The 22,164-nt window shown below is 47.0% G+C and carries 15 protein-coding genes; 11 read left to right on the top strand and 4 right to left on the bottom strand.

The genetic code is table 11. The annotated features are described in order from the left end of the window. Nucleotides 1-152: 152 nt before the first annotated feature. Nucleotides 153-3,566 (bottom strand): PAS domain S-box protein, encoded by a 3,414-nt coding sequence (locus NDI35_RS16155; protein WP_445313626.1) that lies wholly within the window; start codon nt 3,564-3,566, stop codon nt 153-155. A 99-nt stretch (nt 3,567-3,665) separates the two neighbouring features. Here NDI35_RS16155 and NDI35_RS16150 point away from each other — a divergent pair, with 99 nt between their 5' ends. The 8 genes from NDI35_RS16150 to NDI35_RS16115 all read left to right on the top strand — a co-directional run bounded on the left by NDI35_RS16150 (nt 3,666) and on the right by NDI35_RS16115 (nt 12,662). Further along, nucleotides 3,666-3,899 carry a hypothetical protein gene (locus NDI35_RS16150; RefSeq protein ID WP_445313625.1) on the top strand — a complete coding sequence of 78 codons (234 nt, stop codon included), beginning with the start codon at nt 3,666-3,668 and terminating at the stop codon, nt 3,897-3,899. Between the two features lie 289 nt (nt 3,900-4,188). Then, nucleotides 4,189-4,533 (top strand): hypothetical protein, encoded by a 345-nt coding sequence (locus tag NDI35_RS16145; protein WP_333437237.1) that lies wholly within the window; start codon nt 4,189-4,191, stop codon nt 4,531-4,533. A gap of 222 nt (nt 4,534-4,755) precedes the next feature. Beyond that, nucleotides 4,756-5,781 (top strand): ABC transporter permease, encoded by a 1,026-nt coding sequence (locus NDI35_RS16140; RefSeq protein WP_190663047.1) that lies wholly within the window; start codon nt 4,756-4,758, stop codon nt 5,779-5,781. A gap of 590 nt (nt 5,782-6,371) precedes the next feature. Next, entirely contained in the window at nt 6,372-7,982 is a 1,611-nt protein-coding gene (gene abc-f / locus NDI35_RS16135) for a ribosomal protection-like ABC-F family protein (protein ID WP_445313624.1), read from the top strand. Nucleotides 7,983-8,108: 126 nt separating this feature from the next. Next, nucleotides 8,109-8,900, top strand: coding sequence for a hypothetical protein (locus tag NDI35_RS16130; RefSeq protein WP_445313623.1), 792 nt, complete (start codon nt 8,109-8,111; stop codon nt 8,898-8,900). Nucleotides 8,901-9,427: 527 nt separating this feature from the next. Next, the gene (locus NDI35_RS16125) at nt 9,428-10,471 is read left to right on the top strand and encodes a hypothetical protein (RefSeq protein WP_445313622.1); all 1,044 of its coding nucleotides are present in this window, start codon (nt 9,428-9,430) and stop codon (nt 10,469-10,471) included. 392 nt (nt 10,472-10,863) lie between these two features. After that, the gene (locus NDI35_RS16120) at nt 10,864-11,637 is read left to right on the top strand and encodes an ABC transporter permease (RefSeq protein WP_445313621.1); all 774 of its coding nucleotides are present in this window, start codon (nt 10,864-10,866) and stop codon (nt 11,635-11,637) included. A 125-nt stretch (nt 11,638-11,762) separates the two neighbouring features. Then, nucleotides 11,763-12,662 (top strand): ABC transporter ATP-binding protein, encoded by a 900-nt coding sequence (locus NDI35_RS16115; protein ID WP_445313620.1) that lies wholly within the window; start codon nt 11,763-11,765, stop codon nt 12,660-12,662. 37 nt (nt 12,663-12,699) lie between these two features. Here NDI35_RS16115 and NDI35_RS16110 read toward each other — a convergent pair whose 3' ends face one another. Then, nucleotides 12,700-13,764: a TIGR03032 family protein gene (locus tag NDI35_RS16110; protein WP_445313619.1), complete on the bottom strand. Its 1,065-nt coding sequence runs from the start codon at nt 13,762-13,764 to the stop codon at nt 12,700-12,702. Nucleotides 13,765-14,048: 284 nt separating this feature from the next. Between NDI35_RS16110 and NDI35_RS16105 the strand changes: the two genes are divergently transcribed. Beyond that, on the top strand, nt 14,049-17,063 hold the full coding sequence (locus tag NDI35_RS16105) for an FG-GAP-like repeat-containing protein (protein WP_445313618.1): 3,015 nt from the start codon (nt 14,049-14,051) through the stop codon (nt 17,061-17,063). 140 nt (nt 17,064-17,203) lie between these two features. On the opposite strand, the gene NDI35_RS16100 is transcribed toward NDI35_RS16105, so the two are convergent. Next, a complete protein-coding gene (locus NDI35_RS16100; RefSeq protein ID WP_445313617.1) occupies nt 17,204-18,163 on the bottom strand; it encodes a GNAT family N-acetyltransferase in 960 nt (319 codons plus the stop codon). A 754-nt stretch (nt 18,164-18,917) separates the two neighbouring features. On the opposite strand from NDI35_RS16100, the gene pap reads away from it, so the two are divergent. Then, on the top strand, nt 18,918-20,405 hold the full coding sequence (pap, locus tag NDI35_RS16095) for a polyphosphate:AMP phosphotransferase (RefSeq protein ID WP_445313616.1): 1,488 nt from the start codon (nt 18,918-18,920) through the stop codon (nt 20,403-20,405). A gap of 272 nt (nt 20,406-20,677) precedes the next feature. After that, nucleotides 20,678-21,757 (top strand): YdcF family protein, encoded by a 1,080-nt coding sequence (locus NDI35_RS16090; RefSeq protein ID WP_445313615.1) that lies wholly within the window; start codon nt 20,678-20,680, stop codon nt 21,755-21,757. On the opposite strand, the gene NDI35_RS16085 is transcribed toward NDI35_RS16090, so the two are convergent. Then, a complete protein-coding gene (locus NDI35_RS16085; RefSeq protein WP_445313614.1) occupies nt 21,754-22,095 on the bottom strand; it encodes a hypothetical protein in 342 nt (113 codons plus the stop codon). The two genes, NDI35_RS16090 and NDI35_RS16085, sit on opposite strands and share 4 nt — an antisense overlap. Nucleotides 22,096-22,164: the final 69 nt, after the last annotated feature.

Raw genomic sequence — 22,164 nt, 5'->3', positions numbered from 1 at the left:
CTGTTGACTGTTGACGGTTGACTGTTCACGGCGTCAACAGTCAACAGTCAACATTGAACTCGAATTTACTATTCCGATGCTAACGGATTTGATATAATTGGGAGTTAGTAATTTATAGTTTCCAGGCAGATCCGGTGTAACAGTTACGCCCCCTAATTTTGCAGATTAACCGGCAAGCCGATAGTAAAAGTAGAACCAACACCCTCCTGACTTTTTACTGAAATATTGCCACCCATCATGAGGCAAAAACGCTGGCTGATTGCTAGTCCCAAACCGGTGCCGCCGTACTTGCGGGTGGTAGAAGCGTCTGCTTGGGTAAAGGGTTGAAAAATGTGCTGCAACTGGTCGGGAGTCATCCCAATTCCTGTATCTGTACAATTAACAACTAAAAATTCTTTACTAGCAATTGAATATTCTGAATTCGCCGCAGGTTCAGAAGAGTTTTCTTGTTTTGCTTCGCTGCTGTCGCCCGCAATTTTTTCTCGGCTGGCTGTGAGGGTTATTGTACCGTTTTGAGTGAATTTAGCGGCATTGCTTAGCAAATTTAATAAAATCTGCTGCACTTTGGTAATGTCACCGTGCATAGTGCCGATATTGCTAATTTGGTGCAACTTGAGAGTGTTGCCGTTCTTTTCAATTAGCGGCGCGGCGGTGGATGCGACTTCTTCAATCAAGGCGGCGATGTCGAAGGTTTCTAAGTAAAGATCCATGCGGCCGGCTTCGATTTTAGAAATGTCGAGAATGTCGTTAATTAGCGATAGCAAGTGTCTGCCGGAAGTGCGAATTTTGTCTAAATCTGGGGTGAGTTCATCGTAACCCAATTCTGCGGTTTCTTCTTGGAGCATTTCGCTGTAGCCGATGATGGCATTCAGAGGTGTTCGCAGTTCGTGGCTCATGTTTGCCAAAAATGCGCTTTTTGCGGTGGAAGCGGCTTCGGCTGCTTCTAGGGCGAGTTGCAAGGCGGATTCAAAGACTTTTCGATCGCTAATATCCTCGACGCTGCCTTCATAGTAAAGTACCTCGCCGTTGGCGTCGCACACTGCACGCGCGCTTTCGGAAATCCAAATTACCTTGCCGTCAACGCGGTAAACTTGTGACTCAAACCCCGAAACTTCTCCGAATTGTTCCATCACCCGCATAAACTTTTCGCCCTGCTGAGGATTGACGTAAGCTTGCTGCCGGATGTTGGTGAGATTGGATGTCAATTCTTCGGGAGTGGCGTAGCCATAGATGCGGGCTAAAGCTGGATTTACGCTCAAGAAGTGGCCTTCGGGGGTTCTTTGAAAAATGCCTTCGACGGCATTTTCAAAGATGCTACGATATTTTTGTTCTGCTTGACGCAAAGCGCTTTGTGTACGATCGCGCTCGCTGGCTTCGATCGCCAATGATACCAAATCTGCGAGGGAAGCAGCAAAATTTTGTTCTTCTAATGTCCAGTGGCGAGTTGTTCCCACTTGTTCGATACAGATGACTCCGACTGTTTGTCCTCCCAGCCGCACCGGCGCATCTAAGGTTGATGTAGTACCCATTTGTGCAAAGTAAGATTCCACAAATTCTCTGGTTATAACATCTGAGAGAGCGTCCTCGGCTGCGATCGTCCGGTATTCTTCCAAAGCTTTACAATAAGCTGGATAGTCTGCTGCTGCGAGTTCGGCGCATCCTTCATGCTGTTGGCTGCTGCGGTGAAATTGGTCGAGACATTGCAGTTTCGATCGGCTTTCATCGTACAACCACGCTCCGGCTCCTTCTGCATCTAGGGTATGAGCGGCCGCTTCGGTAATTTGCCTCAAAGCTACTTGCAAATCGCCTCGATACAGCGCTTTATTTCTTGCCAATTCTACCAAAACCGTATTTTGTTTGAGCAATTGTTTTTGCCTTTGGCGTCGCACGGATTCGGCTCGTTTCTGTTCGGTAATATCGCGGGCCACCCAAATTACGGATTCTTCGGAAAGTGGCGAAATGCTGGCGGCAAAACAAACTTCGCGGTCGTTAATGGTTAAATCGTACTCGATGCTGACAGTTTGCTGAGTATCTAAAGCAGTTCGGATGTGGTTGAGAAAATTGTCTGCTGTAGCTTGCGGAAACATCTCTCCGACTGTTTTGCCCATTAATTCTTGGGCTGGTTTGTATAGCAGAGAAAGATTTGTGGGCGCAATTTTTAAATAGCGACCGCTGGCGTCCACAACTATAATTAATTCACTCATGGCTGCAAACAAAGCCCGCAATTCTGCTTCTGCGGCTTTGAGTTCGGCAGTCCGCTCTGCTACTCGCTGTTCTAAACTAGAGTTGGTTTGTTCTAGGGCAACAAAAGACGATCGCAATTGTCGGGCCATTTGATTGAAAGACTGAGCTAGGAGACCGAGTTCGTTGACACCTTTAACTTCGACTTCGCCGTCTAATTCTGCGGAGGTGAAGTCGGATGACTCAGACATTTTGGTTAAAGCTTTGGAAGCTTCCAGCAATCGGGTAATCGGTTGGACAACCCAGCGAGAGGTAAATATTCCGAGTGCGATCGCCAGTACGAAGGCAAAAAAGCACAATAAGATAGTTGTGCGAGTGTTGGCGTTAATTTGCTCCATAAAGTCTGCCTCCGGGATTGCGACTACAATCAGCCAATCGAGGCCGCGGCCGTCTTGCAGGGGAACAACGGTAATGAATTGACGTTTGCCGTCTATCTCGAAGGTAAACTGTCCTTGGCTGTCAATTTGTTCAAAACTACCAAATCGTTGTTGCAAGTATGTGGAAGACGATCGAATTAGCAAATTTTTGCTCCTAGTCGCCAACAGTCGTTTTTGTCCGTCTTTGTCGGTGACAAAGGGCAATTCGTCTGTGGAACTGGCGACTATTTCCCCGCTGCGTTCGATCGCGAAAACTTGTCCAGACGGGCTAATTTTGATACTTTTGAGAAAATCGCTGATTTGAGAAAGAGTCAGGTCAATTGCCAATACCCCCCGCAGGTTTCCTGTTTCATTGTAAATAGGCATCACCGGCGTAATCCCCAGAACTGGCGGGGCTGCGAAGACGTAGATGGGAGACCAAGTGGCTTTTCCTGACTGTTTGGCAGCTTGGTACCACGGTCTAGTACGGGGGTCATAAGGGACGGTTTTGATTAGCTCAGTGCGATTTCCTTGGCTATCTAGGCGATAAATTTGGCGGTTTGGAGCGGTTGATTCGTCTCTGATGTATACTAAGTGTTCTGCTTCTCGCTTGAGCAAGACGAATCTGCCCTGTTCGTCGCCGTAGTAGATGGTTGTAGTTCGATCGCTCAGCTTGGTCTGGTTCCACAAATAGCGCTCTAAGTTGGGGAAGTCTTCCGGGTCTAAGTTTCCAGAGGCGATCGCAGCAGTATTCATTTGCAGGAATAAATGAGACACATCCCCAAAACTGCGGAAATTTTCTTTCGTCCTCGCTGCAACTTCCAAGCTTAACCTCGTAGCAAGGTCATTGACAGCTTTCTGGCCGTTGCGAAACGAAAGCCATCCAGTCACGCCGACTGCTACGGAGATTTGCACCACCAGCGGTATCAACAAAACTAGGCTTAGTGACATCTTGGGCGAGCTTTTCATCACACAACTGCTCAGACTTTTCAATAACATCAATATTTTGACACCTACCAGGTTTGCGTATCGTTTGTCGCTTAAAAGAGATCCTCGATATAAGTTACAATGTTGTACACAAATAGTGAAGTGCAGTGGTCGGCAACTCAAAACGGGGCTGAGGTTTCCACCGCTACTGTAAAAACTTGCAATATTAATCATGCCACTACTTGCCTGAATGTGGCGATCGCTCTGGGGACTCGCTGTCAAAACGTCACACTCCATAAAAAAAGCAACTTTAGGCCTGTGATCCACACCCTGCTTGTCATCAGTCATTGCCAATTATTCAATTTTTTAATCTAAACTTTTTAATCTCAAATAAGCTCACTTTTTCCGGGTGGGGATTGTCTTCCTTACGCCTGGTTAATAAAAATTTAATTTTAATTTTTTCTACCGTGCCAGGACAAATGTAAATTCTGTGACAATCTGGTGTTGAAAAATTTGCTATTAATAAGATAAGCCGCCAAAATCCCGCTCGACTACAAAGAGGATAATTGAAGCATCTGCATTTCATCAACGCCAGCCAAGTAAAGCGTTTTTGGCTTTTTTGGACGAGCGACATTTTGGCAAAATAATACTTCTGGAGGATGACATGAACTATACATTTGAAATCCTGGGCGTATCTCCAACTTTAACATTTTTTAACCAGCAGCAGGAATTGCTGAAACAACAGCAGCCGTCCGGTGTAGAATACTTGGGAAACTGGAAGTGTACTCTCGATGCGTTTGTGGCATCCGTGGAGACAGTTTCTCCTTACCGGGGCTGGGATGTCGATCGAGTTGTAGACACCGTGATTAGTTTCTGGATGAACAACTCCGATAGCATCCAGTATTGGAGACACAGGCTGCAGGATGCCGGCAGCGAAAACTTGTTAGTAGCCAGAGTAGGCGATATCAAGTCTTTGCAAGCTGCATTTGAATCGCTGCTGGGGGAATAAGAAAATCGCCAATTGCGAAAAAGTCGATCGACTTTTTCGCTCAAACTGAGATCTTGCGTCATTCTCAATCATCCTTTCAGGGCTGGCTAGGAGCAACGGTTCAAAATAAAATTTATCTGTTGTGGAACAGGCATCTTTCCTGTTCTTGAGAATAGTGCAAGATGTAAGTAAAATCCACTCAACTCTCTATTTTCAATTTCCAATTCCCAATTCCCAAATATTATGTCTCGTTCCAAAGCCCTGCAATCTTATATTTTTGTCCGCTTGCTCCTGGCACCGCTAATGTTGTGGACAATCACCACAGCAGTATTTTTATTGTTGCGGGCCACTCCGGGCGACCCCATAGATGCCATTCTCGGCTCACGAGCTCCCGCAGGCGCCAAAGAAGCAATGCGAACTCAACTCGGCCTCGACGCACCCCTGTGGCAGCAATATCTCAAATACATGAAAGACTTGTTGAGCTTCGACTTGGGAACCTCCATCACCACTCGCGGACAAACCGTGTGGCAAATTATCGGAGATTATTTCCCCGCTACAGTGGAATTAGCAGTTTGTAGCATGGCCATAGCTTTAATTGTCGGCATCAGTATCGGTTCCCTGGCAGCATCTCGCCCCAACACTATTTTCGATGCAGTCGGCCGTTTGTTTGGCATTATCACTTACTCGCTGCCCGCTTTTTGGGCCGGCATGGTTTTGCAATTGATTTTCGCAGTGCAGTTGGGATGGTTTCCTTTGGGAACTCGCTTTCCCGTCACATTCCCCGCCCCCGAAGGCTACACAGGACTCTACACGATTGACAGTCTCCTGAGCGCTAACCCTGGTCAGTTTCTCACATCTTTGCATTATTTGGCACTTCCGAGTTTGACGCTGGGCATTCTTTTGAGCGGCATTTTCGAGCGCATTGTCAGAGTGAATCTCAAGCAAACTTTGCAAGCAGATTATGTGGAAGCAGCTAGAGCTAGAGGCATTCCAGAATTCCAGATTTTATGGGCTCACGCTCTGAAAAATGCACTAATTCCGGTGATTACTGTCTTAGGATTGACTTTTGCTGCACTGTTGGGGGGTGCTATTTTAACAGAGGTTACTTTTTCTTGGCCGGGGTTGGCAAATCGCCTTTACGAAGCGATTAGCTTGCGGGATTATCCAACTGTTCAAGGTATTGTGGTGTTTTTTGCGGCAATTGTCGTAATTGCCAGCATTGTAATTGATATTTTGAATGCTTACGTTGACCCACGAATTCGGTATTAAAGGAAGTTAGTTGTTATTATATGATGTCCGGTCAATTACCCGTAAGAAAAAGGGTAATTGACCGGACATCATACAGCGTATCCTGCTCTTCCTTACTTACTGTGCCCAACTATTGGTTTAAGTAGTTGAAAATCAACCTATGTCTGAATAAAAAAAACGGCTAAAATCAAATAAAACAAGACCATAAATCTTTGCTATATAAGAATTTGTGCCATTATTTTAAGATAAATTAGCACAGTAACTAAGGAAGAGCCAGTATGGTGTACAGTCCGCGCCTTACCACTACAGATGGTGTCAAAATAGATTCCTGGCGTCCAAGACTGTATCCGTTGTACCGCAGAATTCAAAACATCTGTGGCTTGACAACCTAAAACTCGTGTAATATACTGTAATTTATTGTACTTTTGTCAATTCTTACTGCCATGAAGCTAACTGCTGGTTGCTAACCCATCCCGATCGATTTCCAAAGCTCTGTGCTTTAAAAACTACGAAATCCAGAGATTTGAATTGGGTAGCGACCTCTCGATCGTACTGCGATCGAGCGTCCAGCACTACGAGGACGGCTCAGCAAACCAAGATGGAGTAGAAATATGCAAAAGAAAGCAATTCTCAACGCAGCTAATTTGACCTGCGAAGTCGCACCCACACGGACTTTGTTCGCAGATATCACTGTTGCGATTCATGAAGGCTCGCGCATTGGCTTAGTCGGTCGCAACGGTAGTGGTAAATCGACCTTGCTCAAGCTACTTGCCGGACAACTAATCCCGCAGATTGGCACAGTCGCGAGGACAGGTAGTGTTTACTATCTGCCTCAAGTCAGTACCCTGAATCTGTCTGCATCCAATGAATTGGTACTGGACTGGATCGCTTCTCATTCGGATGAATGGTGGAGGGTGACGACGTTGCTAGAGGAGAAGTTTGCCTCGGAAGTCTCGCTATCTCAGGCTCTGGGCACACTGAGCGGTGGAGAACTGACGAAACTTTGGTTGGCGATCGCTCTATCGAAGCAGCCTGATATTCTGTTGTTAGATGAGCCAACAAATCATTTAGACCTGTTAACCCTGGAACAGTTGCAGACAGCACTGCAAGAATTTTCTGGTGCTTTCGTTATTGTCTCGCACAAGTCGTTTTTTCTCGATCGCACCGTCGATACGATTTGGGAATTAACGCCAGCGGAGTTAAAGGTTTACGGTGGGAACTACTCCTTCTATCGATCGCAAAAAGAAATCGAACATCAAGCCGCATTACGCGCCCACGAAGTAGCGCGAAAAGAGCTAAAGCGAGCGAAAACATCAGCATCTCACGAACAACAACGAGCCGCCCAATCTCGCCAACAAGGTCGCAAACGTGCCGACAGCATTCCGAAAATTCTCGCTGGTGCGTTGAAGCGACAAGCTGAAGTAATGGCAGGAAGTGCTAAGAAAAAACATGAACTAGCCGTAGAAAAAGCAACTAATCAAGTTACCGAAACCAAAATCAGAACGACGAAAACAACCCGGGTTAAATTAGAAGAATGCAGTCAAAAACACAAAAATTTAATTGATATCCAAGGTGCTGATTTGATATTAGAAGAGCGCCGATTACTCAAAAATATTCAGCTTCATGTATCGTCAGACTCGCGCATTGCTATTGCTGGAAAGAACGGCTCAGGAAAATCCTGTTTAGCTCAAGCCCTTCTAGAAATGGAGCGAACTCAAGCAATTTTACAATCCGGTGAAATTGCCATAAAATCTGCCCTAAAATGGGTATATCTCGATCAAAGCTATGAAATGGTCGATCGCTCTCGGACAGTCCTAGAAAATATGCAAATGGCAAACCCAAAGTTAGACTATCAATTGCTGCGACAGCAATTAGGAAATTTTCTATTTTTTAATGAGGAGGTGAACAAGCCTGCATCTGCCTTAAGCGGCGGTGAGTTAGCGAGATTAGGGCTGGCTGCGATCGGCATTTCTCAAATTGATTTGCTCATTTTAGATGAACCAACAAATAATTTGGATTTGGAAACAGTGAATCAGATTGTTGATGGAGTCAATGAGTTTCAGAGCGCCCTCTGGGTGATTTCCCACGACCTCGACTTTCTCAGCCGCATTGGAATCACACAAGCCTACCAACTCCACAATGGCCAACTTCAGCCGCTGATCCATCAACCGCATGAGTTGGAACGTTATCATCAGGAATTACTTGAGATGCAAATGTCTTAATTCTGAAGCTCAGTGGCGCAGCCTACATCAGCAGGAGTAGCAAAAGCTCCTATTTTGGGAAGAAGACAATTTCTAGTTTCTGGGCAATACTGGATCAAACACAGTTCAACATTTGAGGAAACGCTGATGAGATTATTGCGAACAATCGCCGCTCTATCGGCGGCCTTGACCCCACTGATGGCTGAAGCTGCCTTTAGCCGTCCCATGCCGGGAACAGCCGATTTTCCCAGAGCCTCAAACCCCGATGTAAATGTGCCGGTTTGCTTCATCGAAACCCGAGGCGGCACAACTTTTGATTTAGTCAGCTTGTGCGGCAGCAATGCTGCTCCCCAAAACCCTGCTCCGGTTGCGGGCAACCCCGCCAATGCTCCTGCAAATAACCCCAATGGAGGTGCTCCGCCTGCTCCCCCCAACCCCAACGCCATCACCAGAGATGGTACCGGCACCCCGATAACTACTCCTGCAGGCACGGCAAATCCCAACAATCCGAATAATGCCAATCCGGGAACGGCGTCCAATACCAATCCGAATAATGCCAATCCGGGAACTGCGCCCAATACCAATCCGAATAATGCCAATCCGGGAACTGCGCCCAATACCAATCCGAATAATCTCAATCCGGGAACTGCGCCGAATACTAATCCGAATAATCTCAATCCGGGAAGTGCGCCCTATATCACTCCCAATAATCCCAATCTGGGAACTTCGCCGAATACCAATCAGAATAATCTCAATCCGGGAACTTCACCGAGTACCGGCCCCAATAACAGTGCGTCTCCCACGGGTGGAACTGCTGGCGACAGCAACAGCGATTTAGTTCCCAATCGCAATCTCAATCTTCCCAGAGTGCCGCCGAGTTCCTTTGGCCCCGGAGGTGTTGCACCGACTAGAGATGCGATTGATGGCCCCCGCCAGTAATAGGCGAAGTGTCAGAACTTTCATCACAGAAACCGGGTTTCTCGGAAACGTTCTCTTTTTCAGGGATATTTCACCCGCGAGAAAGCCGGAATATTTATTTGCCTGCTTAATATTGATGTCAGGTGCGATCGGCATATTTTGTAGCAGAGTAGCCAAATAAAAGTTAAGCTAAGAACTTGTAGACGCTATCAGCCAAGCACTCTTTTAAAACTGGCCAACCAGGTAGAAGCAGTGATAGATAGCTAGCTTTAATCCGTAACAGGATTAGTTATCAGCACAGGTTAAAATTATTACCAGGCGGGTGCTCGCCAGCTCCAAGTTCTCAAGCTAAACCATTCAACAGGCATATTTTTGTTAAGCCAGTGTGGTTGGGAAAGTACCGGCTGATAACATTAGCAAGACAAAATTAACCCGATTATTCGGAGGCTCTTCATGAGCAAAATATTTGTTTTAATAAATTGGAACAAAATTGCTCTAGACCCGATCCTCTGCGAGGGCTTCGCTAACGCACTTGAGGAGGAAATCTAGTGTCAAACTTAGTTCAACGCTTAGAAATAACCGCTCATCCGCAACTAGAAAAATCCCTCGGCTATCGAGGAGATAGTCGCTGGGTAGCTTGGCGCTGGGAGCCCGACATCGACCAACTTATTTCCAGCGACGGCAAAACTGTCGGCACTGGCAATAATATGGCTTGGCTGGTGTTTTTGCAGCACGATTTAGTCGATCCTGCCCTACAAGAGTACAACCTCGGCGAGGGCGATCGCTACTGGCTGCTTTTAGACACCGAAACTAGAAATCTCTACGTCGGCGAAGGGAAAACTGTTCAAAGTCTGCTCGAACAGCCGGAAAGTTTAGGTTTATTGGCCTGTCTCGATGGCGGGAATGCCGATCGACAAACTGGTGAAAATTGGCAGCAAACGCTATCTCAACTAACAGCCAAACCAGTTGTTCGCCACCTCACAAATGCCCTTCCTTTCGGTATCGCGGCTGCTTTGATAGGTGCTTTAGGCATCGGAACCGGATTGTGGGTAGTGCCCGCCGTGCAGCAGAAACTAGCCGAAAAAACAGCTTTTATTGCCCCAATTAGTTCTGGCGCCAACTGCGGGCTTGGCGGTTCCGACGATTTTTCAGCTTATATCGGTTCGTCAAGCGGAAACAAAGAACTTCATTTAATAGGCGTTTACGAAGCCAATGCGGATCACAAGAACCGAGATTTATCTAAAAGTGCGATCGAAGTCAAAGTAGAACGCCGAAACAAGCCCATAATTCTCGCACTTTCAGCCTACGAACCGGTACAATGGAACATTACCGCAGAACCGGGCGCCGTTATCGAAAAAATCATTGTTAACGGATACCACAACCAAACTGTTTCAGGAGTTTCTGGAATTCCAATTGAAGAGCACAGCTACGAAGAAACCGGAGACAATCTCGGCGACTTTATCTACAACTGGGGTGCTACCGCTGAAACTAGCAATACTTCTTCCCTCGTGACTAAATTGGAACAGAGAAACAGCACCAGTTTAACTTCCTTTCAAGGATGCTACAGAGGTAAGAACTTTAGTATTAATTGAGCTCACTGAGAGAGGGCAACAAGTTAGACAATTTTCGATTTTCGATTTTCGATTTTCGATTCAAAAATTGGGAATAACTGATTGGATATGGTTTTAGTAGTTGTTACAGTTCCGTTCTTTTTTTAACTGGTGTTAAAACCTATCCCCCTAAAATCACAAAACCCGCGTCGGCGGGTTTTTTATTAAGAGCTAAACTTATTGGCATCTCTATGGTATGATATCAAATCCGTTAGCATCGGAATAGTAAATTCGAGTTCAGTGTTGACTGTTGACTGTTGACTGTGAACAGTCAACAGTCAACAGTCAACATCATTCCGGTGTAACCGGAAATGATATGATATGCGGTGGCGTCATTACCAATTCCCAATTCTAACAATACTAATAGATTTCTTATGAAATACTGGTACGAAACGCTCGCAGTAGCACAGCGGATTTTAATAGAATTGGGGAGACGCCGACGCAGCTTAGTCTTGTGGAGTATTTTTCCAGTTTCTATCTTGCTAATTAACGGTTTAATTTTAAAAGAACGCGCTAATCTCAGCACAGCAAAAGCCTTTGAAGTTGCTGCACCTGCAAGCTTAGTAGGAGCGGCTTTATTTTTTAGCTGTCTCGGTGGTAGCGTAGCAACAGTAGTAGCAGAGCGAGAACAGCATACCCTCAAACGCTTGTTTATTTCCCCCCTGAGCGGCACTTCCTACTTTTTAGGAATTTTCCTGGCCCACAGTTGCATCGGCATCGGTCAGGTAATTTTAGTATACACGATCGCCTCTTGTTTAGGAGCGCAATTTCAAGGCTCTATCCTGTTAGGATGTGCGATTATTCTGCTCAGTATTGTATCTTATGTAGGTGTAGGCTTTATTCTTGGTACCCAGTTTGCGAGGCGCACTGAAGATGTCAACTCGCTAGTAGCCGCTTTCGGCGTTCCTTTGTTGATTTTAGGAGGCGCATTTTTGCCAACTTCGCTGTTTCCCAAAAGCCTGCTGGAACTCGCCCAGTACAATCCTATTTATCACATGAACGAAGCGCTGATGGGGGTGTGGGCTGACGGCCAAGATTTGGCTGATATTTCCGAACACTTCTGGTATTTATTCATATTTTCTATTGCCATGATTGCAGGTGGATGGCTTTCTTACCGCAGGATGCTGAGAGTAGAAAGAAGACTTTAAAACTATCTCATTATGTCCTAATTATTCATCTCTCACTTCTCTGACTCTGCGCCCTCTGCGCTCTCTGCGGTTTAATCGTTCAGAAACAACCGTAAATATATAAAATAATACGGAGAATTAAAGCAGTGCTGCAAATAGAAAAGCTAAATAAGTTTTACGGCGAGCGTTCAGTGCTTAAAGATTTAACACTGCACATTCAAGCTGGAGAAATTTACGGTTTACTGGGGCCAAACGGGGCGGGCAAAACTACAACTATCAATATTTTATGTAATTTGCTAAATGCGGACAGCGGTCAAGTTTCTATTAATGGCGAACCTGTTTCTGACTCTACAAAATCCTTAATCGGTGTAGCGCCTCAAGAAAATTTGCTTTACAAAAGCCTTAGCTGCGAAGAAAACCTCAATTTTTTTGCTCAAATTTACGGCTTAGAGCGCAAACAGCGGCGCTATCAAGTAAGACACTGTTTGAAAGCAGTAAATTTGACAGATAGAGCTACAAGCCCCGTGGAAACTTTGAGCGGAGGAATGCAGCGCCGCTTGAATATTGCGGTGGCTTTGGTGCACCAGCCTAAATTAGTAATTTTAGATGAACCGACAACGGGTTTAGATATTGAGGCTCGCTATGAAATTTGGGAGTTAATTCAGCGCTTGCAATCGGAAGGAATTACAATTTTGCTGACAACTCACTTGTTGGATGAAGCTGAGCGGCTGTGTCAGAGAATTGGGATTTTGAAAAATGGCAGTATTGTGGCTGAAGGCAGTTTAGAAGAGTTGCAAAAACTGATTCCTGCTCAAGAAATTATCGTGGTAAAAACCGACGAAGAAGCTGAAGTTATCGCCCGCGCTAAACAATACAGTTTCATTCCCCGCCGCTACGGTAGCGATTTAGCTTTTTGGCTGCCGGAACGTTTAGAATTAAAAGAGATTATTTTGCTGTTCGACGGGATTTCTATTGATTCAATCGCTCGGTATCCGGTGCGGCTAGAACATATTTATGTCGAAGTCACCAAACAAACTGCATCTTAATCTGCGTCCATCTGCCTACATCCGCCCACATCTGCGGTTAAAGTTCCAAAGTAATTAACTGAGCAATTTCATCCGTTTGAAAACCCAACGCCATAGGCTTTTGAACTTGGGGAATCACTTGCACATCATAGAGTTCTGTGACAATTCCTTCAAACCGCAACCAGTGAACGATCGCCCCATTCGTCAAATCAATCACCATCATACCACAGCGAGCCTCAGCATCCTTAGCTGCCAACAACTCATCCAATTCTAAACCGCTAAAAGTGTTGTCACCTCCCCGAGGTTTCGAGAGTCCAACAATTGCCCAATTTTGCCAAAAAGCTAGTCCTCGCACGTATCCCGGACAAAACGTAATCGCCTCAAATTTCCCTGTGTCTAAATCCACATAACCCAATTCCCCTCTCCCCGAATTCAGCAACCACAATTTGTCTTGATACCAGCGGGGTGAGTGTGGCATTGACAATCCTGTGACGATAATATCATTAGATTCGATATCAATAACTATACCGCCGTTTTGTCTGCGATCGCGCCAGCCATCCACTACATCCGACTGACTCGACGCTGTGACATATTTCGCCTCCCCAGCTACCATTGCTAAACCGTTGAGATGACAGCGGTCTTCATTTATATATTGTGAGATAAAACCTGGTTTCCAGAGAGGTTTGCAACTGTGGCGATCGCTCACTGTAGCGATACAATTAAACAAAGTGCTAATAAAAATGATTTGATTATTTTTATCGACAGCGATATCGTGAATGTCGATATCTCCTGTAGTATAACCGATTCTTGGTATATATAATTTATCGTATCCTTGGTAGAATTTGCCGGATTCTAAGACATTATCTAATTGCCAGAGTTGATATTTTGAACTTAAATAAAGGCGTTCCCCTGTGCAGAAAAGCCCCATTGCGCGATCGAATATTCGCCAAAAAGCCGAGATTCTGTTCGTTTCTGGCACAGCACCGATTAACATTAACCTGCTGGTTTGATAGGTAGTGCAGGCGAGGCTGATTTGTTGTTGGGTTAACCAAGAGGGAAAATCGCGATCGCCAAAAATTTCGTGTTCTTGGACTGTATTGAAATTTGTGCGATCGTTATTCATAGAATCACTGAGCGTAATTGCCTAAAATCAATAATCTCATAAACCCGTCGCCGCGCCACGGTAAATCGCTTCGACTTTTGATAATTCCTGTAAAAGTACCTAGAAGTATATAAAGATTTGTACAGGAGGGAACTAAAGCACTGACAGTGCGCTCCCATCCTACTAAGTAGTAGTTAAAAATCTAGCGTGTTATTAGCCACCAGGTAGAAAGCCCGCATCTTAACTCAAATCAGGTGACAGAGCCTTTGCTGCTCAACAAAGCATTCTACTGGAGGTAAAAACATATGAAAACTCTCGTTCAAATTAAGTTTCAAAAAAAAGTTTTTCCCACCGCTTGTGGCATTAGCAACCAAGCAACGGAAATAGTCATCCTTGACCCCACAATACCCGAGGGCCACCACATAGCCTCTGGCATCAAACCCGGCACAGCAACCTACCTCCTCGAAAGCCAGCCGGATGCCCTAGAGCAAATCACTACACTGTTAGCTCAGCATACAAGCATCGAAGCCCTACACATCATCACCCACGGCGGCCCCGGCAGCCTGTACTTAGGCACAACAGAACTAAGTAGCAGCAACATCCAAAACTACAGCCAACAGTTGCAACAGTGGCGCAACAGCCTCACGGCCAACGCCACCATCATCTTATATGGATGTAACGTAGCAGCCGGAGACAGAGGCCACCAATTCCTGAATCAACTCCACCAACTCACAGGCGCAAACATCGCCGCCAACCCCACTACCACGGGTAACAGCAAACTAGGCGGCAACTGGGAGATCCTCCAACTCATCCCCCCATCCCCCCAAAGGTTCAAACTTGCCCTCACAGAAACCACCATCAAAACATACAGCGGCGTACTAGGCTTCGCCCCCAAAGTTGACTTCCCTATTGGCTCTAGCCCCTTCGGCGTCAGCATCGGCGACTTCAACGGTGACGGCCTCCCTGACTTAGCTTTGGCGAACTACGCTAGCAGCACCGCCTCCATCCTGCTCAACACCACCGCCACAGGAGCCACCACTCCCACTTTCACCACCAAAGTTGACTTCCCTATTGGCGCTCGCTCCAGCTACCTCAGCATCAGCGACATCAACGGCGACGGGAAACCTGACTTAGCTGTGGAGAACCGGGAAGAGAACAGCGTCTCCGTCCTGCTCAACACCACCGCCACCGGAGCCGGCATCCCCACTTTCGCCACCAAAGTAGACTTCCCTACTGGCACTCTCCCCATCTCCGTCAGCATAGGCGACATCAATGACGACGGGAAACCTGACTTAGCTGTGGCGAACCGGGAAGAGAACACCGTCTCCATCCTGCTCAACACTACTGCCACCGGGGCCCCCACCCCCACCTTCGCCACCCAAGTTACCTTCCCTACTGGCAGTTACCCCTACTCTGTCGGCATCGGCGACTTCAACGTCGACGGAAAACCTGACTTAGCTGTGGCGAACTCCTCCAGCAACACCGGCTCCATCCTGCTCAACACTACCGCCACCGGAGCCGGCACCCCCACTTTCGCCACCCAAGTTACCTTCCCTACTGGCAGTTTCCCCGACTCCGTCAGCATCGGCGACTTCAACGGCGACGGGAAACCTGACTTAGCTGTGACGAACTTCAACAGGAACAACGCCCCCATCCTGCTCAACACCACCACAGGAGCCGCCACCCCCACTTTTGCCACCCAAGCCCTCTTCCCTACTCGCACTGTCGCCAACTCCGTCAGCATCGGCGACTTCAACGGCGACGGGAAACCTGACTTAGCAACGGCGGAGTGGAGCCCCGACACCGCTTCCATCCTCCTCAACACTACCGCCACCGGAGCCGGCACCCTCACTTTTGCCACCCCAGTTGAGTTCCCAACTACCAGTACCCCATCCTCCGTCAGCATCGGCGACTTCAACGGCGACGACAAACCTGACTTAGCTGTCGGGAGCGTCTTCGGCGACAGCGCCTCCATCCTGCTCAACACTACCCCCAAAGTTACTGCTGTCACCGCCACCACTGCTGACGGCAGCTACGGTGTCGGTTCTACTATCAATATCACCGTCACCTTCGATGCTGCTGTCAACGTCACGGGCATACCTCAACTGCAACTAGAAACCGGCACAACTGACTCTTTTGCCACTTATGCTAGCGGTAGCGGCTCTACAGCCCTCACCTTCAACTATGTAGTGCAAGCAGGAGACGCCTCCGGCGACTTAGAATACCTCGCCACAAATGCCTTAACTCTCAACGGTGGCACAATTAAAGAGACTGCTGCTACCGCCTTTGATGCTTTCTTAACCCTACCCCCCTTAGCCTCAGCCAACTCCCTCGGCGGTAGCAAAGCCATAGTTATTGGCACAGTGCCGACGCCAACACCAACGCCAACACCAACGCCCATAACTAATAACATCCCCAACGATGACTGCATCTGCGACAAAATTGCCTACCCCAACTTAAACCAACCTAACTCAGTGGAAAACACCATAGTCGGTGTATCCGGCCTTCAAATAGGTACTGCCAGAAATGACCAATTTATAGGCAGCAACAACGGCAACATATTCGATGCTATATCTGGTAATGACAACTTATATGGTGGCGACAGCGGCGACATCCTCAGCGGCAACGTAGGCAATGATTTTATCAGCGGTGGTAGTGGCTCTGACATCCTATTTGGAGATGCAGGAAACGATATCATTGTTGGTGAGTTCGGCAATGATTTTATCAGCGGTGGCAAAGGCAATGACTCCCTAAATGGCAGCGAAGGTAATGACATCGTTTATGGGAATAAAAATGATGACTTCATCGATGGTGGCCAGGATAATGACACCTTATATGGAGGCAGAGGTAACGACATCATGCTTGGTAGTCAAGGTGATGACTACCTGTTTGGAAACCAGGGCTCGGATACCATCTGTGGCGGTGAAGGTAATGATTTAATCAGTGGTGACGAAGCAGCAGATATTCTGGGAGGGTGTGAAGGAAATGATACTCTTTACGGAGGCATAGATAACGATACTCTCACGGCTGGGGAAGGCGACGATATTCTTTACGGAGACTTGGGAAATGATAGTTTGATTGGCGGTAGTGGGAATGATATCTTTGCCTTAAAAGCTGGTCAAGGATTTGATATCATCGCTGATTTTACCATCGGTCAAGATTTGATTGGATTAAGCGGAGGTTTGAGTTTTGGTCAGTTAGAAATAACTCAAAATTCTCAGGGAAGTATTATTAAGAACCTCTTGACAGGAGAGGAATTAGGTGTGATGATTGGAGTGAGTGCCAATGCAATTACATCCGCTAATTTCCGGGTGATTTAGGAAAAAATGAAAAGTGCGATCGCCCCTTGAGTAAAAAAGGGATCTCGCATCAAAACCAAAGAAACCGGGTTTTTTACCGAATCTGCAGGCTGTAACGCAGTATTTTCGCAAAAACCCGGTTTCTGACCACCCTAACGAATTTACACTGTCTTAGCCCACTCGATCCAAGTTTCCATCGGGCGGAAACCGACTGATTTGTAAAGCTTTGTCGCGCCTGTCAAACTGTCAGCATCGACGCTGAGTTTAGCTGTGTTTGCGCCCGCCGCTTTTAAGGAGTGCAAACCGGCCAGCAGCATCGCTTTTCCTAAACCCATTTTCCGAAAGTCGCGCCGCGTACCCAACAATTCAATCCAACCGTCTTTTGTGCCGCTGCGGGCGTTTTTTTGGGGTTTGATTTGACAGTCGCAGAAAGCAGCAAATTTGCGATCGCCCGAAACAGCAATTAAATCTAATTCCGGCTGATAATTGGCGTCTTGCATCCAGTAGCGCACCGTTTCCGCAGTTAAATCGTGGTGATTCCAGTGATCGATAAATGACTGGTTGAACATTTCTACCCAGGGTTGGATGTCTTGTTCTCCTGATACGTGTGTCAGCGCAAAATCTGCGGGAAATTCGGGTGTTGGTATAGGTTCGGCGAGGGATCGGGCCATTGTGAGAAAATAGCGATCGACCTCAAAGCCCTGTTTTTTTAACAGCAGGATTTCATCTGTTTTATCCTCCCGGCTGTAGGTACGCAATTTCGCGGGCAAATTCCGTTCTTTCGCGACTTCGCGCAGCCGCTTTTCTCCCCACTTAATTATGTCTTTTTCTAAACTTTCGCCACGGACATTTGGATGCACGTAAAACCAGAGAGAAGCGTCTATTTCATTCTGGGAATCGGGCATATCTAGGAGTGACAAACCGATTAGTTTGTAATTACCATCTTCCCACAACTGCACGTCGCGGGCTTGGTCGAGTTTGGGTGCATCAAGTATTAGCTTGAGTTCAGTTGCTGAGACTTCTTCGCCGAGTCTATCCACTGCTTCGCAAGCGTCGATCAAATTTGCGATCGCGCACCAGTCAGTTTCGCCCTTGTAGGAGCGTGTTGTCAAGATATTCATAAAAAACTTGCAATCCGTAATTTCGGACTGTTCCTCTTAATTGGTATTGGCAAACAAGTACAGTAACTCAGACATTTTGGACAAACGTCTGTAACAGGCAAGAGGCCTGTTCCACAAGAAATAAATACTCTTGTGCGGCGGGCAAGCGAACCCGCATCTAAACTGTTTTTAGTATTTGAAAATGGTGTCGATAAAACTCAGAAACCTGTTTATATCACCCAGGCTTTCAGGTTTTATCTCATAGCGCAATCATAAAAATTGGTTGGCCTTTTTGGGCTAGTTTTGTATGTGAGTCTCAGACTGGAGGAGCGCCCAATGTTCGCAAGCAGCTTCCTCAAAGTTATCAAGGCTGGTGCTTGACTAACTGTTGTTTAAATAAATTTGATGAAGCTAAGTAAAGAAGTTGTCACCCCCACTGGGTAGTTGGTTTTTACTTTTGCTCTGTCTTACAATAAATCCTGTTTCAGGGATTTGTTGCTCCTCCTGTTAACTCGCCCGCTTTGGGGGAGGGGAGAAGTTGAACCTATTAAAAAGTTGCCTAGTTCAACTATAACCGCTACGTTTCTTTTTTGCAAGTTTGATGTAATAGAAGTTCTGTTACTATTAACGGAAGCCTGTAGTCGGCAGAAGCACCGAGCTTTTAACCGGCCGTAACTGTAGTTTTTATAACCTTTTTTCCGGGCTTTAGGATTTAATTTTATCCAAACGTTAAACTAACGTTAAACTGTTTTTTACAGATTAATATGAGGTAAATATGCTCGACAACCTCGATTTAGATATTTCCCTGGATAAAGAAACCTATGATGCCAAGATAGAAATTTTAATGCAACAGTTGCGATCGCTCCAACTGGCCTGCAGGGAAAAAAAATTGCCCGCAATCATCGTCCTCGAAGGCTGGGCCGCCGCCGGTAAAGGCGCGCTGGTCAAAAAAATGGTGGGGTACATGGACCCGCGGGGGTTTGCCGTTCACCCGATTTGGCCGCCGTCAGATGCAGAAATGGGCTATCCTTTCCTATGGCGGTTTTGGCAGAAACTCCCCGCCCGCGGCAAAATTGGTTTTTTCTACCACAGTTGGTACACTCACATTTTAGAAGACCGATTGTTCGATCGAGTCTCCGACGCAGAAGTACCAACAGCCATCAGGCAAATCAACGCCTTCGAGCGGCAGATGGTGGATGATGGGGCCGCAATTGCCAAATTTTGGATTCACTTAAGCAAAAAAGAGCTCAAGCATCGGCTCAAAAAACTAGAAGACGATTCCTTACAAGCTTGGCGAGTGCGGCCCGAAGATTGGAAACAAGCCAAAAAATACGAAGAATACACAACTTTTGCCGAAGAAATGGTAGCCCAAACCGGCACGGGCCCCGCACCTTGGACGCTAGTAGAAGGCGATTGTCAACGGTGGGCGAGAGTCAAAGTTTTGACCCAAATGGCAGCGACAATTACAGAAGCATTGGACAGACTGCCGATGCAATCTGCACCCGTGGAATTGCCCCCTCAAGAAAGCTTGCAACCCACCGAACCCGACTTGCTGGCCCAAGTAGATTTAACTCAATCGCTGTCGCCCGACGAATACAAACAGCAACTTCGTGAGGAACAAACCCGTTTTGGCAAACTGCAACAAAGCATCTACGAAGAGGAAATCCCCGTATTAGTGCTGTTTGAAGGTTGGGACGCCGCCGGTAAAGGAGGAGCAATCAAACGCTTAACCGACATATTAGACCCCCGCAGTTACATCGTTAATGCCTTTGGGGCGCCGACAGACGAAGAAAAAGTGCATCACTACCTCTGGCGGTTCTGGCAGCGGCTGCCAACGGCTGGTAAAATCAGCATTTGCGATCGTAGTTGGTATGGTAGAGTGCTGGTCGAGCGAGTCGAAGGATTTGCCACCGAGCCCGAATGGCGCCGAGCTTATCAGGAAATCAACGAATTTGAGGAGCAACTCACCAGTTTCGGTTGTGTCTTAGTTAAATTCTGGCTGCACATCAGTCCTGACGAGCAACTAAAGCGGTTTACAGAGCGGCAAAACAATCCCTTTAAACAATACAAACTCACCGAGGAAGATTGGCGAAATCGGGAAAAGTGGAATTATTATGAAGTGGCGGTGAATCAAATGATTCAGCGCACCAGCACGCCGCTTGCTCCCTGGACGCTAATTGCGGCCGATAACAAGTATTATGCTCGTGTTAAAGTAATTCAAACGGTAACGCAGGCAATTCGGAATCAACTGAAGCGCCGATAAATTGGGATTGGTGAATGGGTAACAGGTAATGGGAAAAAAAAGCAGGCGACAGAAAGCAGACTTAAATTGCCAATTTCACCTGCGGCGTGCTCGATTCATTACCAATTATCAATCAACCATTACCAGTTATCAATTACCAATTAACTGTCAGCAATCTGTGACTGGAAGTAGCGGGCTTGCAGCCTGCAACCAATGGTTGATAGCTGACCGGAAGCGAGCATTAGGGTAAATGCGATCGGACTGCGTTATTCGCGAAAGTTAAAAACCCACCGATGCCCGTATTTCCTACCGCAGTTAAATTAGCGCTCGTTTCCAAAACTTCTGTACTAATTTATGAAGACACAGAATATTGCAAGATGCCAGAACTGTTAGCTCGCATTCTATTTCTATTCCTCCTGTTCTCACTGATCAAATCGTGGTGGGATCAATCAGGGGGCAAAGACAATCCTTTATTAGATCGGCTGCGCGTTTTGCTGCTGATCAGCCTTTTGATTCTAGCTTTTTTTGCACCAGACACCCCGGTCGGAGCAGCGATTTTCGGGCTCATAGCCTTCTTCTTTAAGCCACTGGGTTTTTCCATCACGCTGCTGGTGATTGCATCGGCGCTGATCACGAACGGGGGCATCCGCAACCCGGCGCCGAGAATGATCCTGGCAGCGCTGCTAGTTTTGATCCTTTCGAGTATGCCAGTTGTCGCTTACTGGTTCGCCGAACAAGCAGAACGGGACGCCGCTGCCGCCGTCCGCACAGCTTGCTGCGATGAAACTGCCGCGGCGATAGTTCTCCTGGGCAAGGGAACCACTCAGCCCCACATCCCCAACCGAGTAGCGATTCAACTGACAGATACAGGCAATCGCCTGCCCTATGCTGCCGTTTTGTACCGCCAAAAAGTGGCACCGATGGTCATCGTTACCGCTGGCCCCAGACCAGAGTTGGAGGGTTATGTTGGGGAAGCGAAGGATATCGAGACTTTGCTGGCAAACAACATGGGCGTGCCGCGCAGCAGTATCGTGCTCGACGATAACGGCAGCAACATACGCACCAGCGCCCAAGAAGTGAGAAAGATACTCGACAGCCGTGGCGCCCCGCGCAAAGTAATCCTGGTAACATCTGCGATTCAGATGCGCCGTGCCAGCCTCGCTTTTGCGAATATGGGAATCCAGGTGATTCCTAGGGCTACCGACTTCTACACTTTTCAACCCACATCAGGAGGGAGATCCAGTAGACTCCGCTTAGACGCGGGAGATTTTCTCCCCAGTGCAGAAGCTTTGGTAACTACGACGCGAGTATTCGATGAATATTTCGGGTCTTTCTATTACTATTTGCGCGGCTGGCAGGCTCCCAGAGCCTAAAGTGGCAAGTTGCTGGTGTTTTTCTTAGGCAACAGCGACTGCTCCCCAGATTGGTTTAAAATCTGATGAGAAGAAGACCTTTGTGGGGAGCTGTATTTTCTCATTCCGGCGGGGTCGCCGGCTGCCAAGTTGGCAACTAATAAAAACAGCACCCAAAATACAGTCGTATCCCACCCGGCTTTTGGTTTGGGTTGTGCTGGTGGGTTTGTGACTGATTCAACGTTGACTTTGATATCTAGTTTGCCTTCAATTTCTTTGCCCTTGAGAACCCCGTCGTTGCACACACCCTTAAAAATCATGGGAGCGGGCTTTGGTGCTTCTGCTTTCGCTTCTGTCATTTTTTTATCCTAATTTTGGTAGATCCGGTTGGATAGTACATTCTTAAAGGTTCGGGGGTTTTCCGGACA

Origin of the sequence: Microcoleus vaginatus FACHB-2002, assembly GCF_040004035.1 — a bacterium.
Lineage (GTDB): Bacteria > Cyanobacteriota > Cyanobacteriia > Cyanobacteriales > Microcoleaceae > Microcoleus > Microcoleus vaginatus_C.
The sequence above is the reverse complement of the archived record's forward strand: the minus strand, read 5'-3'. Positions and strand labels throughout refer to the sequence as shown.